General features: G+C 59.7%; 14 protein-coding genes. 6 read left to right on the plus strand and 8 right to left on the minus strand.

The genetic code is table 11. The features are described 5' to 3' along the window. Window positions 1-3: 3 nt before the first annotated feature. From AB4N84_RS27095 to AB4N84_RS27115, 5 genes are all read right to left on the minus strand, one after another. A complete protein-coding gene (locus tag AB4N84_RS27095; RefSeq protein WP_460044048.1) occupies window positions 4-858 on the minus strand; it encodes an STAS domain-containing protein in 855 nt (284 codons plus the stop codon). Window positions 859-1,119: 261 nt separating this feature from the next. Continuing rightward, window positions 1,120-1,395: a DUF1652 domain-containing protein gene (locus tag AB4N84_RS27100; RefSeq protein WP_460044050.1), complete on the minus strand. Its 276-nt coding sequence runs from the start codon at window positions 1,393-1,395 to the stop codon at window positions 1,120-1,122. A 171-nt stretch (window positions 1,396-1,566) separates the two neighbouring features. Then, entirely contained in the window at window positions 1,567-2,091 is a 525-nt protein-coding gene (locus AB4N84_RS27105; protein WP_074756861.1) for a hypothetical protein, read from the minus strand. A gap of 132 nt (window positions 2,092-2,223) precedes the next feature. Beyond that, entirely contained in the window at window positions 2,224-2,445 is a 222-nt protein-coding gene (locus tag AB4N84_RS27110) for a hypothetical protein (RefSeq protein WP_460044052.1), read from the minus strand. A 123-nt stretch (window positions 2,446-2,568) separates the two neighbouring features. Continuing rightward, window positions 2,569-3,693: a DUF1615 domain-containing protein gene (locus AB4N84_RS27115; protein ID WP_460044053.1), complete on the minus strand. Its 1,125-nt coding sequence runs from the start codon at window positions 3,691-3,693 to the stop codon at window positions 2,569-2,571. Between the two features lie 126 nt (window positions 3,694-3,819). On the opposite strand from AB4N84_RS27115, the gene AB4N84_RS27120 reads away from it, so the two are divergent. The 6 genes from AB4N84_RS27120 to AB4N84_RS27145 all read left to right on the plus strand — a co-directional run bounded on the left by AB4N84_RS27120 (window position 3,820) and on the right by AB4N84_RS27145 (window position 10,319). Continuing rightward, on the plus strand, window positions 3,820-4,371 hold the full coding sequence (locus AB4N84_RS27120; protein WP_074756778.1) for a cysteine hydrolase family protein: 552 nt from the start codon (window positions 3,820-3,822) through the stop codon (window positions 4,369-4,371). 504 nt (window positions 4,372-4,875) lie between these two features. Beyond that, window positions 4,876-6,279: a sodium:solute symporter family protein gene (locus AB4N84_RS27125; RefSeq protein WP_460044055.1), complete on the plus strand. Its 1,404-nt coding sequence runs from the start codon at window positions 4,876-4,878 to the stop codon at window positions 6,277-6,279. A 76-nt stretch (window positions 6,280-6,355) separates the two neighbouring features. After that, window positions 6,356-7,309: a 2-hydroxyacid dehydrogenase gene (locus AB4N84_RS27130; RefSeq protein WP_460044056.1), complete on the plus strand. Its 954-nt coding sequence runs from the start codon at window positions 6,356-6,358 to the stop codon at window positions 7,307-7,309. 151 nt (window positions 7,310-7,460) lie between these two features. Further along, window positions 7,461-8,108 (plus strand): HAD family hydrolase, encoded by a 648-nt coding sequence (locus AB4N84_RS27135; protein ID WP_460044057.1) that lies wholly within the window; start codon window positions 7,461-7,463, stop codon window positions 8,106-8,108. 124 nt (window positions 8,109-8,232) lie between these two features. After that, complete coding sequence (locus tag AB4N84_RS27140) at window positions 8,233-9,453, plus strand: putative DNA modification/repair radical SAM protein (protein WP_460044058.1); 1,221 nt, start codon at window positions 8,233-8,235, stop codon at window positions 9,451-9,453. Then, complete coding sequence (locus tag AB4N84_RS27145; protein ID WP_460044059.1) at window positions 9,450-10,319, plus strand: TIGR03915 family putative DNA repair protein; 870 nt, start codon at window positions 9,450-9,452, stop codon at window positions 10,317-10,319. Before AB4N84_RS27140 ends, AB4N84_RS27145 begins: the two co-directional genes overlap by 4 nt. 290 nt (window positions 10,320-10,609) lie before the next feature. Here AB4N84_RS27145 and AB4N84_RS27150 read toward each other — a convergent pair. The 3 genes from AB4N84_RS27150 to AB4N84_RS27160 all read right to left on the minus strand — a co-directional run bounded on the left by AB4N84_RS27150 (window position 10,610) and on the right by AB4N84_RS27160 (window position 14,417). After that, a protein-coding gene (locus AB4N84_RS27150; protein ID WP_460044060.1) for an IS3 family transposase occupies window positions 10,610-11,963 on the minus strand; the annotation gives its coding sequence in 2 pieces (ribosomal slippage) (window positions 10,610-11,501 and window positions 11,500-11,963; 1,356 coding nt in all). Between the two features lie 389 nt (window positions 11,964-12,352). Beyond that, window positions 12,353-13,393 carry an alpha/beta hydrolase family protein gene (locus tag AB4N84_RS27155; protein ID WP_460044061.1) on the minus strand — a complete coding sequence of 347 codons (1,041 nt, stop codon included), beginning with the start codon at window positions 13,391-13,393 and terminating at the stop codon, window positions 12,353-12,355. A 418-nt stretch (window positions 13,394-13,811) separates the two neighbouring features. Further along, the gene (locus AB4N84_RS27160) at window positions 13,812-14,417 is read right to left on the minus strand and encodes an FMN-dependent NADH-azoreductase (protein ID WP_460044062.1); all 606 of its coding nucleotides are present in this window, start codon (window positions 14,415-14,417) and stop codon (window positions 13,812-13,814) included. Between the last annotated feature and the right edge of the window lie 120 nt (window positions 14,418-14,537).

Here is a 14,537-nt window from a genome sequence, read left to right on the forward strand (position 1 = left end):
GCCTTATACCGCAGCCTTGGAGACCGTCAGACCCAGACGGCGCAGCGCCAACGCCAGCGCGTCGGCCAGGTTGGCCTTGGTCACGACCCCCTGAAGGTCCAGCCCCAGGTGAACGATGGTTTGCGCAATCTGCGGACGCACGCCGCTGATAATGCAGTCGGCACCCATCAGGCGGATCGCGGTCACGGTCTTGAGCAGATGCTGGGCCACCAGCGTATCGACGGTGGGCACGCCCGTGATGTCGATAATCGCGATTTCCGAGCCGGTGTCGACGATGCGTTGCAACAAAGACTCCATCACCACTTGGGTGCGCTGAGAGTCGAGGGTGCCGATCATTGGCAAGGCGAGCACGCCGTCCCACAGTTTGACCACGGGCGTGGACAGCTCCAGCAGCTCTTCCTGTTGACGCTTGATCACCGATTCGCGGGACTTCTGAAAGGTGCGGATGGTGTGCATGCCCAAGGTGTCCAGCAGTTGGGAGATTTCCCAGAGCTGTTCGGCGAGCAACGCAGGCTGCTCGGCATATGCATGCTGCAACAGGGTGAACAACGGGCCTTTGAGCGCAAAGATAAAATGGGCGGTCTGCTGCGAGTCCTGTCCGGCCAATGCACGTTGATGGGAAAGCTTCTCCAGAAACTGACGGGTCTCGTCCCATTCAGCCGTCGTGATGCTGTGCGTACCGCCCTTTTCCAGTACGGCGGTCAGCAAACGCAGAAACTCCGACGCCTGCTGATGAAGGTCTTCGGCCTTCAGATTGCGCGTGGCGCCGCTGGCTTCGAGGTCCGCGAGCCAACGGGCGGACAATTGGGCTTCGGAACGGCGCAGGGCGTCGACGGTGGTTTGCTGCAGTACTGCCATGAGGTTGGCTCCTGAATTTTTTAGACGCCGGTACGGTGGTGATCCGGCGAGGGCAGACACCAGAGAACGGGTCAGGCAGTGCCTCCACGATGAAGGGCAGTCCCTAACCTGTTAAATGCAAAGCGCTTTTTAACGCCAAAGGATGGAGACGAAATACCTGCCCGCCACCCTTGGTGTCAAGTTAACATCACCGCTCGGCAAAGGTTCCGTCGAGAGTGTAGATAATTTAGAGGGGAGCGCTTTCGACCCGACGCCTGGGGCTCACGCCCCTCGAGAGGCCCCGAAGAAGGCCGGGGTCGAACCGAAAGGCGTGACACAGGTTCGCAGGTCGTAACGCAGTTCGGCCACCAGTTCCGCGACGCCGCGGACGGTCGTCACGTTGGCAATGGCCACGTTTTCGACCTGCATGGCCACCGTGCCGGTCTGGGGGTCAAAGATTTTCACCATCAGCGCACCGCCTGGCATCAGCGTGCACTCACACGCCAGTGGCAGGAACGCACTTTCCAGGGTCCTGCGCAGTTCAGGGGTAAACAGCATTCCACCACCTCCATGTAGAGCGGAGCCGGGCACCCGCCTGCCCGTCTGACACCTGACCGATAAACCAGTGTAGTCACGCCTCGCAATCCCCTGCGCCCATCGTGATACCGATGTGCGCTGAGTCACACTTCACCCGGATGCCAGAGGCGTCTGCAAATGGAACGGGCTGGCTCAAAACGCCATGTCAGTGGTTTGCGCATAGATGGAAAATGCCCCGAGCAGAAACCAGAACACGCTGAACAGCCAAGGCGTACGCATGGAAAACAACAGCGATTTGCGATAGCCCTTCTCGCTTGACTCATGCTCACAGAACAGCGGCGAATCATCGTAAGCGAGCCCCATCGCAGGCTGGCTGTGCAACAACTGGCTTTGCTTGAAATGCCAGTGGTCGATGATCTCGTACGCAGCGCGGATCCCAGGCCACGCATGCATCGAGCTGATCATGCCCAGCAGCGTGAGAAAAGGCGGCACCACCAGCGTGAACAACTTGCCCCACTCCGGGTTGAGGTTGGCCATTGATGAGGCGAACGCGATCACCAGAAAGGACTGGGCAGAGAGATAGGCGTTTGTTCGGTTAGAAAGAATGGCGGTTTCGTACTGGATTTCCTTGCGGTAGAAATCCAGACGGTCCTTGGGGGATCCGAACAAAAGTGCCTCAGCAGCCTGTTCAGCCGACTGAGTGTCCGTAACGGGCACGCCACCCTGACTGCTCGTAATGATGGTGGGAATAACGGGGTCGGGACTCAAAACCAGTGGTTCCTTGAAAAAATGACTCAAAAAAGCCGAAGACAAGGCATTCACCCTGCTCCGGCCGCCGACAGCATCGTGCTAGCGCAAGTCGTCGGAAAGCGGAGTGGGTTCATCGGCAGGCGGTACTTCGTCCGAAGGCGGCTCGTCCCAATCCACCGGACGCTGCTGCTTTTCTTCCTCGCGTTGCTGCTCTTCGCGAAAGTCTTCGTCATCCATGGCATCCGGATCCAGGTCGGCTTCAGCAGGAGACGTCGGCGTGACGGGCGGGACGCTGGTGGGGAATTCAGAATCGACTGGCATAGGCACCTCTGCTGTAAAGGCCCTGATGCACAGGGCGGTTACAGGTTCGAGACGCGCAGCGCCAAGGGGTGCCGAGATTTGGACCAGCGGTCATGTGCGGCGTCGAGCCCTTGACGACTGCCGCTACCTGAGTTTGCCCGACGCCCGCGTCATGCAGCGCACTCGGCGCTCTTCAACGCGCTGGGCAAACCAGGCCGTCGTGAGCTTGCGGGTGATCTTCGGACTCTCCAGCACGATACCCGGCAGAATCGCGCGCGGCAGCGGTTTGCCTGCGGCCTTGTCCGCGAGGGCAAACACCTGTTTATAGAGGTCGGTGTCCTCGAACGCGAGGGTTTCGCCCTTCTCCAGCTGGCTGCGGATCGTCGGGTTGCGCATGCCCAGTTGCGTGTGCAAGCTGCGGACCGCCAACTCGGTTTGCCCCAACGACGGCCCAAAGCCGTAGCTGATCAGGTCACCATCCAGTGCCAGTCGCTTGCCCGACACACGCGCCACCGCGCTTTGAAAGGCTGCATTGCGGCTGGCGTACCAACCGGCGTTGAAATCGGCAAACCGGTAGATCGGTTTGTCATAGCTGACCGGATACCCCAACAGGTGGGCGATACCGAAGTACATACCGCCTCGCCGACTGAACACCTCGTGTCGAATCGAGCCTTCAACCGGATAGGGGTAACCCTGCGCCTGACGCTCGGCGAACTCGATACTGACTTGCATCGGTCCGGCCGTGTGCACCGGATTGAACTGACCGAACAACGTTCGCCCCAAAGGCACCATGCCGATAAAGTCGTCAAAAATCGCGCTGAGGTCTTTTTCGGTGCGTGCCAGGCTCAATCGCTGGTTATAGGTCTTGCCGGTGGGTGACCGGATGTCCAGCGCACTGCGCACCACCAGGTTGGGAATATGCGCCTTGCTGGCCCGACGATCGATTTCGTCCTGGGCGATCTTGCCCATGCCCGGCACGACCGGGTCGACCCGAAAATTCGATTCCTGCTCGGTCACCGCCACCACTGAACAGAGGTGCTCGACCGTGGGATCAATCTTCTGCGTCTCAAACGCGGTATAGATGTCCTGTGCCCATCCCTGTCGATCTGACGCGCCCGCTGGCAACAGCCGCACGATCTCGCTGCGCACCAGCTCCGGAGGTGGCGGCGGCGACGTCTGGCCTCGCTGGGTGCCACAACCGGCGAGCACTGCCAGCAAGGTGACCGTGATAAACGCCGTGGCGTGGCGGGTGAATCCGTTCGCAGGCATGGCCGCTCCTTCGCAAGGTAAGTTGCCGGGTTGGACAACGTCGAGAATAGAGTGACTCATGCATCAGCCACGAACAGGGTCAATACTGGACCCCACACCCACTCCACCCCAATCGAGGAAGCAGACATGTCCAAATCAGCGCTCATCGTAGTCGATATCCAGAACGACTACTTCCCAGGGGGCAAATGGCCTCTGGTCGGAGCCGATGCCGCTGCCGACAACGCGGCAAGGATCATTCAGGCCACACGGGACAGCAACGGCCTTGTAGTCCATATCCGTCACGAGTTCACCCGGGACGATGCGCCGTTCTTCACGCCGAATTCCGAAGGCGCGAAGCTGCACCCCAAGGTTATGAACCAGGGGCAAGAGCCCGTCATCCTCAAGCACTACCCCAATTCGTTCCGGGACACGGGCCTTAAAGCGCTGCTGGATAAGGAAGGTGTCGAGGCGTTGGTAGTGATCGGTTCGATGAGCCACATGTGCATCGACGCCACCACCCGTGCAGCGGCAGACATGGGGTACACGGTCAGGGTCATTCATGACGCCTGCGCCAGCCGAGATCTTGAGTTCAGTGGCACCACGGTGCCGGCCGCACAGGTGCATGCAGCGTTCATGTCAGCGCTGGGGTTTGCCTATGCCGAAGTGATATCAACCGAAACGCTTTTGAACGGACAGTAAGCGCACGCATAAGAAGCGTGCTCGCGAAGGCGGTGGTTCAGTCGCGATTTGTTCGCTGACCCACCGCGCTCGTCAGCACCTGAATACCCGCAGGTCCTGCAATCGCCTCAAAGCGTCCAATCCTTGATGAACCCGCCAACGCCTGGCGTCTTTTCGCACAGATCACCGGCACTTGATTAGCAAACGCGCACGCGTGCGATTGCCCTGTGTTGTACGATGACGTATAAGAAAGCATTCGTATTGAGTTGCCTTCCAACGTTGATCACGAGCCTCTAATAACAATGAACACACAGACACGCCCTTGCCCATACCCCGCCGTATACGCGGCTTCTTTGTTCAACATCTCCCCTTCCAGCCGCGCCCGAAGTTCGCAGTAGCTTCACCGGGACACCAACGCCTGCACCCGAAATTTGACCATCTTGTCTGATAACAGACACTTGATCACGCCACGCACATGCTCGACACACCAGACCACGCACCCTGCCACCAGGGGACGGAGAGAACATGGACCCAAGAATAACAATCATCCTTTGCCTGACCGCGGGCTACTTCATCGTCATGTCCTACATTGGCTACAGCGTGCGTAAACACGCCAAGAGCAGTGACGGATTCACCGGCGGCGGACGCAGCTTTCCACCCTTCCTGATCGGCGCCCTGCTGCTCTCGGAGTTCATCGGCAGCTCGGTGAGCATCGGCACGGCGCAAAAAGGCTTCGAAGCCGGTATCTCCGCTGCCTGGAACCTGGTTGCGTTGTCCCTGGGCTTCTTGCTGCTGGCATTGGTGCTCGCCAAGAAATACCGTGACACCGGCCTCAACACCATCTCCGGCATCCTCGCGCAGAACTACGGCCAAGGCACGCGCTACGCGGCCTCGGTGCTGACGATTTGCGCCCTGAGCATCGTCTCCGTCGCGCTGTATGCCAGCGGCGGCGCCGTGCTGGCAGCGGTGCTGAACATCGACAAGACCCTGGCGATCCTGCTGGTCGGGGTCATTACGGTGTTCTACGTCAGCGTCGGTGGCATGCGCTCGGTGGTCTACACCAACTTCGTGCACGCGGTCATCAAGTACATCGGCATTGTGCTCGCGCTGGCGTTCGCCCTGAATGCCACCGGCGGCATCGGGGCCATGCAAGCCAGGCTGCCTGCGACCATGTTCGACTTCACAGGCGTGGGCTGGGGCCAGATCTTTGCCTGGATGATCGGCGGTATCGGCTCGATCTTCGCGACCCAGTACGTGATTCAAGCCCTGGTCAGCACCAAGGACGAAAAAACCGCCAAACGCGCGTGCTTCTATGTTTCATCCCTGATGATCCCCTTCGGCCTGATGGCGGCGGGCATCGGCATGTGCAGCGCCTACCTTTACCCAGGCATCAAGTCCATCGACGCATTTCCTGCCCTCATCGCGCACATGCCGACCTTCTCGGCGAGCCTGGTGGTGATCGGTCTGGCCGGTGCGCTGTTCGGCGGTATCTCGGCCAACACCCTGGCCTCCGCCACGCTGGCGATGAAGGACTTCTACGACCCCTTCTTCAACAAGGAAAAGAACGATCGCAAATCGGTGATCTTCATCCGTCTGGCCATCATCGTCATCGGTTTCCTGCCGTTGATCCTGGCGCTGTACGCCGACAAGATCCTGCTGATCGCGTTCTTGGGCAAAGCCCTGCGCGCCACCCTGGCCGTGATCGTGCTGATGTGTTTCTACGCACCGAAATTCGGCACCGGTCGTGGCGCGCTGGCCGGGGTGATTCTGTCGGTGTTCTCGACCATCGGCTGGTTTCTGGCGGGCAACCCTTTCGGAATCGACAGCTCGTACTTCGCGTTGTTCGCGCCCCTGCTCACCATGGCCATCGCCGAACTGCTCAAAACCGGGCGTTGCGACGCACAACCTGTGTTAAACAAGAACGGCTGAAGCGAATCCGTCAGTCAAAGCCGTGTAAAAAAAGGCGTGACCTCGACTGATCGACGGTGCGCCGCAAGGAGGAAACATGAGCGACAAGAAAGCCGACGTACTGGTTTGGGGGCCGATGCATGCGGCATTGACGCAGAACCTGGATCGCGATTTCACCGTCCACAACCGCTGGGAAATCAAGGACCTCGACGCCTGGGCCGCCGAGCATGGCGACAAGGTCCGAGGCGTGATCACCAGCGGCGTGTACGGCACCGACAACGCCCTGCTGGACCGCCTGCCGAACCTGCAAGTCGTCAACAGCTTCGGCGTCGGCTACGACGCCGTCGACACAGCCTACCTGGCCCGCCGCGGCATCCAGCTGAGCAATACGCCCGACGTGCTGAACAATGCCGTTGCCGAAACGGCGATGGCGCTGATGCTGTGCGTTTCGCGGCGCATCAGCCAGGCCGAGCGGTTCGTGCGTGCAGGCCAGTGGACCTCGGGTAAATTTCCGCTGGGCAACGACCTGTGCGGTAAAACCTGCGGCATCGTCGGCCTGGGCAAGATCGGCAAGACCATCGCCAAGCGTGCCGCAGCATTCGACATGAACATTGCCTATTTCCGTCGCGGCGCGCCGTACGCTGACGTGGACTACACCCACTACGCCGACTTGCAGGAACTGGCGCGGGCGTCGGACTACCTGATCGTCATCGTGCCCGGCGGTCCCGACACCCAGCACCTGATCAACCGTGACGTACTCAGGGCCCTGGGGCCGAAGTCCTACCTGATCAACGTGGCACGCGGTTCGGTGGTCGACGAAAAAGCCCTGGTGGCATCGTTGCTGGAATCGGAGATTGCAGGCGCGGGCCTGGACGTGTTCGAAGACGAGCCGAATGTGCCCGCCGAACTGATGTCGCTGGACAGCGTCGTGCTGACGCCGCACATCGGCAGCGGCACCTACGAAACGCGCCAGGCCATGGCCGATCTGGTGTTCGCCAACGTCAGCGCCTACTTCGCTGACGGCTCACTCGTCACGCCCGTTCAGCTTTAACCTGGACGTCGCGGGAAGCGCGCCGAACGGCGTTGTCGTTCGGCGCGCTTCTTGCGACCGTAGGTCAGTCTTCACATCCCTTTCTCAACTTTTCTGGATAATGCCGGTCGAACCGCCCCAAACACGATCACGCAACTCGGGAGAATCCTGTTTGAACATTGCCGGCGTCATTTTTGACTGTGACGGAACCCTGGTGGACAGCGAGCGACTCGCTGCCGGGCTTCTGCGCGACATCCTGGAAGACCATCAGGTTTCATTGAGCCTCGAACAGGTGCTGGAACGCTTTCGCGGCGTGCAGTTCGCCCTGTGCATGGAAGGGTTATGCCGCGAATACCCGTGGCTGCCCAACAGCGAAATCGTCAACACCTTCAGAGCGCGGACCCTGCCCTTGCTGCAGGAACGTCTTGAGGAAATGCCGGGCGCCGTGGAATTTGTCCGCGGGTTGTCGCTGCCCAAATGCGTGGCGTCCAATGGCCCGCGCAGCAAGATCGAAACCTGCCTGAGCACCGTGGGCTTGCTGGACGTGTTTCACGGTTTGATCGTCAGCGCCTACGAAGTGGACGCCTGGAAGCCGTCGCCGATCCTCATCGAACACGCCGCTGACCTGCTCGGCCTGAAACCCGAAGAATGCCTGCTGGTCGAAGACAGCGTGCCCGGCGTTCAGGCGGGTTTAGGTGCCGGAGCACAGGTTGCCGGCTATGGCCACGACACTGACTTCTCTGCATTCCTGGACCACGCAAACTTTCACCGGGTGAAGAATTTCGGCGAACTGAAGGATCTGGTGCAACGCATCAGTTAGGCGTGACGCAGGATGGGTTGCCGCTCATGCCCGGGTGTAACCCTCCACCCTTATCTATTCATTCGGCCCTTGTTCATCGCGCAACATCTCGATACTGTATATAAAAACAGTATCGAGAATTCCCATGCAGCTGATCGACAAGCTGAGCATCCTCGCTGACGCGGCCAAGTACGACGCTTCCTGCGCCAGCAGTGCCGCACCCAAGCGCAGTTCCGAGGGCAAGTCCGGTATCGGCTCTACCAACGGCATGGGCATTTGCCACAGCTATACCCCCGACGGACGCTGCGTCTCGCTATTGAAAATCCTGCTGACCAACTTTTGCCTGTACGACTGCCAGTACTGCATTAATCGCCGCTCCAGCGACGTCCCCCGTGCACGATTCAGCCCGGAAGAAGTCGTCACGTTGACCCTGGACTTCTACCGCCGCAACTGCGTCAGCGGCCTGTTCCTCAGCTCCGGCATCATCCGGTCGGCCGACTACACCATGGAACAGCTGGTGCGGGTGGCGAAGCTGCTGCGCGAAGAACACGAATTCCGGGGCTACATTCACCTCAAGACCATCCCCGAAGCCGACCCTGCTCTCATCGAAGAAGCCGGCCGTTATGCCGATCGCCTGAGCGTCAACATCGAACTGGCAACTCAGCTAGGCCTGCAAACCCTGGCGCCGGAAAAGGAAATGGGCTCGATCAAGCAGGCGATGCAGACCATCTACACCGGACAGCAGACCGTGCTCAACGAGCCGAGAGCGCCGCGTTTCACGCCCGCCGGGCAAAGCACCCAGATGATCGTCGGCGCCGACGAGACGGACGACAGCACGCTGCTGCACACTGCCGAATCGCTGTACGGCGATTTTCGTCTCAAGCGGGTGTATTACTCGGCCTTCAGCCCGATCCCCAACAGCCCGAAAAGCGTGCCGCTGGCTGCGCCGCCGCTGTTACGCGAGCACCGGCTGTACCAGGCCGACTTTCTGCTGCGCAGTTATGGCTACAACGCCAAGGAACTGCTGGACGGACCCGGGCATCTGGCGCTGGACATCGACCCGAAACTGGCCTGGGCGCTCGAACACCGGGATGTGTTTCCCCTCGACTTGAACTGCGCCGAGCCTGCCATGATCGCGCGCATTCCCGGCATCGGGATTCGCACCACCAAACGGCTGGTGGAATTGCGTCGTCAGCGGCGCATCCGGTACGAGGACCTGACGCGCTTGCGCTGCGTGTTGGCCAAAGCCAGGCCGTTCATCATCACCAGCGATTACCACCCGCGTCAGGCAGACACGTCCAGCATCGCGTTGCGCGAGCAATTGCGCGATCGACCACAACCTCAGCAAATGGCGCTGTGGGCATGATCGTTCTCGATTGCGACGACCTGTTCGAGACCTGGCGCCAGCAAGCCCGCTGGCTGTTGAGCCATCAGATCGATCCGGATCAGGTGAGCTGGAGCGTTAAAGAGGACGCCGACCTGTTTGCCAGCGACGATCACTATCCGCCACACAACGGCCCCTTCCAGGCGCGCGTCCCGCTCGAACTGCTGGAGCTGCTGCAAAACGCTGCGCAGTATTGCGGCGATCAGCGCTGGAGCCTGTTGTACGAAGTGCTGTGGCGAGTGAGCCATGGTGACCGGACGGCCATGTTGGCGGGCGACAAACTGGGCAGCGAAGTGCACCGTCGGCTCAAGCAAGTCAGCCGCGAGGCGCATCACCTGCATGCCTTCCTGCGTTTTGTCGCCCTGCCGCCCTGCAACGTGGGCAAGGACCTTGAGGTCAAGGCGGCGCTGCTGGAGACACAGAAGCTGCCCGAGTACGTGGCCTGGCATGAGCCTGCCCACGATATCCTGCACAGCGCCAGTCAGCACTTCGTCGGCCGAATGGGCAAGCATCGCTGGATGATCGCGACGCCCAAGGATGGCGTGTTCTATGACGGAGAGCGCTTGATCCACAAACGCCAGTGCCCCGCTGCGTGGCAGTCACTGGCGCGCAATGCCGATGACCCGCACGGCGAACTCTGGCTGACCTATTACAGCCACATCTTCAACCCCGCGCGGCTGAACCCGAAGGTCATGCAAGGCCACCTGCCGACGCGATTCTGGAAGAACTTGCCAGAAGGCCCACTGATCCCTGCGCTGATCAGCGAAGCGCGCACCGGCAAACAGCGCGACGGCCAGGCCCGGCAGATCGCCGAGCGGCGCGGGAAAGTGATTCGGTCGGGGCATTGATCGAACAGGCTTGCGAGTTTTTGCGGTTGGGCCGCTGACTGCGAGCATTTGGCCTGCGAGTAATCTGGTGGAGACTTTCACCCAATCTGAAGAACGTGGTCGAGTTGTTACTTCCGAGTCGCAGGGTTTTATCGTCGGCAAGGCGGCCTTGCAAGGTGTGCATTTCCACTATTGGGGTGACGCTGATGGTTGGGTTTGTCCTAACGGCCAAACTGTTCCGCCTTCGGCGGGTTACTTGAAAAGACCCCAAGTAACCAAGGGTCTGAACTGACCCCCGAAAGTTGGACAAATTACAGACTCATTATCTGGCTTCGAAATTGTACCGGACTGAGGCCGTTGAGCTTCATGCTGATCCGCTCGTGGTTGTAGTAATGGATGTACTCGTCGAGCCCGGCTTCTAATTGCTCAACGGTGTCGAAGCGCTCAAGGTAAAAAAACTCGCTCTTCAGAGTGCCGAAGAAGCGCTCCATCACAGCGTTGTCATAGCAGTTCCCTTTACGCGACATGCTTTGTTGAAGGCCTTTTTGGGCCAGCCGATGCCGGTAATTAACCTGACGATACTGCCACCCCTGGTCCGAGTGCAGCAAAGGAGTCTGCTCTGGCCCCAGTCGTGCCAGAGCCTTCTCCAGCATTTTTGACACCAGCTCAAACACCGGCCGCCTGCTGGTCTGGTAAGCCACGATCTCCCGGGTACAAAGATCCAGTACTGGTGACAGGTAAAGCTTTTGCCCGTTGACCTTGAACTCGGTGACATCGGTCACCCATTTTTGGTCGGGAAGGTCGGCCTTGAATTGGCGCGCCAACCGATTAGGCGCTGTCTCGCCCTCCGGGCCTTTGTAGGAGCGATATTTCTTGATCCTGACCAACGACTTGAGCCCCATCATCTGCATCAACCGCTGTACCGTCTTGTGATTGGCATGTTCGCCTATCTGTCTCAGGACCGCGGTGATACGGCGATAGCCGTAACGTCCCTTGTGCTGCTCATAGATGCGTCGCACGTGAGCCTTGAGCCCGGCGTGTTTATCGCGGGCAACGGCCTTGGCCTGATAGTAGAACGTGCTGTGGGCCAAGCCGGCAGCACGCAACAGCCATTGCATCGAATGCTCATGCCTCAATCCCTGGATTATGTGCGCTTTTTGGCTCGCGCTGCATTCTGCTCCCGGATCAAGGCATCGAGCTTTTTAAGTAGGCATTCTCCGCTCGCAGGTAACCCAGCTCATCGAGCAGTTCCTGGCGAGTACGCTCGTCATCGCCAGGGCAAGGCTGTACAGCTTTTTCAGATGGTTTTTGGGGCATGGCAGGCTCTCTCTCCCGATGCGGCTTCAGCGCATTGATACCTCCGGCATGGTACAGCCTCTTCCATTCCCCGATGCTGTTTTGCCCGCGGATGCCAAAGAGAATGGCGGCTTGCTGGTCCGACAATCCATCCTGCTCAATGCGCTGTAGAACACTGAGTTTGAACTGGGCGTCATAGCGGCTGTACTGCCTCGCAAGGCCGGGCAGACCGTGTTGCTGATAGCTGCGCACCCAGCGCTGCAGGATGGAATGACCGATACCATTTTTGACTGCAACCCCGTTGGTGCTGCTGCCGGCCAGGCATTGTTTAACCAGTTTGAGTTTGAAGGCTGGATCGTACTTCGTCATGGCTGTTCCCTCGGTTGGACTGGGTGTCCAACTTTCGGGGGTCAGTTCAGGTCTATGCTCCCGGTTGGGCTCCTCCTTCGTCGGAGTTCCTTCACTCCGGCGACGCTCCGTGGGCCCGCGCTTAACGGACATCCATGTCCTAGCAGCGCTCTCGCGGCATCCATGCCGCTCGGCCCACTCCGCATCGCATGCGTTCAGCCTGCACCCAAGTCGCGTTTTGTGGTGTCTGGACTGCTGCGGTATGAAGATCAAAAGCCAGATCGCGCTCTGCGGCGCCGGAGGACGTGGGAGCTTCCCTGCGTGGCGCTCCATCTTCCCCGCGATCTGCAACAGGACTGTCAGCAACATCAAACGCCTGGGTGCGCCAATCAAAGCTGCATCAGCAGGACCTACTGCCGATGCACAGCCGTCTGCATGCCAGCCGTACTGATCGGTGTGCCTAACGCCGTACCAAAAAACCGCACCGCCTCGCTGCTCAGGTTGCGGTGAATGTCCTCACGATCGACACCGATGGCGTCGGTGCACAACACCGGTTGCGTGGCACGTTGTTCGTCATCACAAGGCGCCATGAAAACAAAGTGCCCGGCACCGGCCAACAGTTTGAAGTCCGACACATCGGGTAATTTGCGCGCCAACGCCTCAGCGTTCTTGTCGATGGCGAGCAGTTCATCGCCGTCACCGCTATACAGCAGCACCGGCACATGAACGTCGGCCAGGGTATGGCGACCAAACATCAAACCCAGTGGCGCCATCAGCATCAATGCGCCAACGCGAGGGTCGGCTTGCGCGTGCAGGTCGTCACGGTCAGCCACCAGTTCGCCCTGAGTCTTACAGGCGTCGCGATCCTGAGGGCGTTGTGTGCAGTAATGCCGCAAACGCTGCAGGTCAGGCTGCGCGCCCGCCAGAATCAACGCCGTCTCGCCGCCCGCCGAGTAGCCGATGACACCCACACGTCGAGCGCTGATGTACGGAGAAAGCATCGGATCGAGCAACGCCGCGCTGATGGCTTCGGAGATCTGCAGCGGTCGCCCGTACAGATTGCTCAAGCTACCGAGGCGACTGTGATCGAGGTAGTTATCGCCGGGATGGAACACGGCGACCACGACAAAGCCCTTGCGAGCCAATGAAGTCGCCAGGTCGTGTTGCGCCAAGGGTGTGCCGGTGTTGCCGTGGGACAGCATCAGCAGCGGAAAACGCCCCATGGCAATTTTCGCGTCTTCGGTCGCCTCGATGGGATAACCCTGAACGCGGGTGACCCTCTCGTCGTCGGTCGAGGGATAAAAAGCGTAGGCGTGCATGGGCCGCGAATCCAGCGGATCAAGGAAGGTCAGCTCGTGAAAGCCTACGCTCCAGGTCTCCCGTTCACTGGCCTGCACCGAAAGCAGGCTACCTAACAGGCTAATTACCATCACTGCACAAAGACGCATCATTGCAATGCCCCTCACCTTGCCAATCCGTTTTTCCGATTCAGACGCCTGTGGCCTGAGGTCCTTGTGAAACGCTGCCTGTAGCCATCTGACACATCAGTATCGATAACATTCAGAGCCGTTCTTAGATCAATAGTGCACAAGGCGGGCCAAGCTCAGAAAATTAAAGGGCGTTGGCCGAATCAAAGGGAGTCGTGGCCGAATCTGCGGCGATTTTACTGCGATCCGTTGAAGGTTACGCGCAAAGAAAGCGCAAAGGCTGTCGCCAGGCTGAACACTACGCTTCAAAAGGCCCCATAACGACGAAAGCCCCGTCACCTTTTGGCGTGGGGCCTTGGGCGATGGGGCTTTTTGTCGCTCGAAGAACGCGTTCAGCGGGTGGCGAAGAGCGCTTACCGCTTAACAGCGCTCAGACCGGCAATCAGGCAAACAGGGTTTCTTCGATGTGTTTCTGTGCAGCGGTCATGGCGTTGGCGCGCGGCTCGTCACCGTAAGCCAGGCCGTGGGCGAACACGAACTGCAGGTCGGTCACGCCGATGAAACCGAACAGCACCTTGAGCAGGTCTTCGTGACCGACGCTGGTCGGCTGACCCTGATGCAGACCGCCTGCGGTGGAAACGATCACCACTTTCTTGGCCTTGCACAGGCCTTCCGGACCGGTTTCGGTGTAACGGAACGTGCGACCGGCAACGGTGATGCGATCGATCCACGCCTTCAGCTGGCTAGGAATGGTGAAGTTGTACATCGGAGCACCGATGACCACGACGTCGGACGACAGGAATTCTTCCAGCGTGGCTTCGTTGGTTTCCACTTCCAGCGTCTGCGCCGCGTCACGGCCTTCGGCCGGAGTGCGTGCGGCAGCCAGGGTGGCGCCGGAGAAGTGGCTCAGGGCATCGTTGGCCAGGTCACGGTAAACAACCTGCGTGTCCGGTTGGGTCGCGGTGAACGAATGAACGACGCTGCGGCTCAGTTGGCGCGAAGCGGAGTGGTCGCCAAGGATGCTGGAATCGATGTGCAAGAGTTTCATAACGTGCTTCCCAAGTGAGAATCGCCGCTTGGCGATCAATTGGGATAATCCTACCTTGGAAGCTAATGGCTGATTAGTCGGCAAAAATGCGATAGTTTGTCCCATCAGCAGGACAATAGA

Source organism: Pseudomonas sp. S2_H01 (assembly GCF_054668305.1).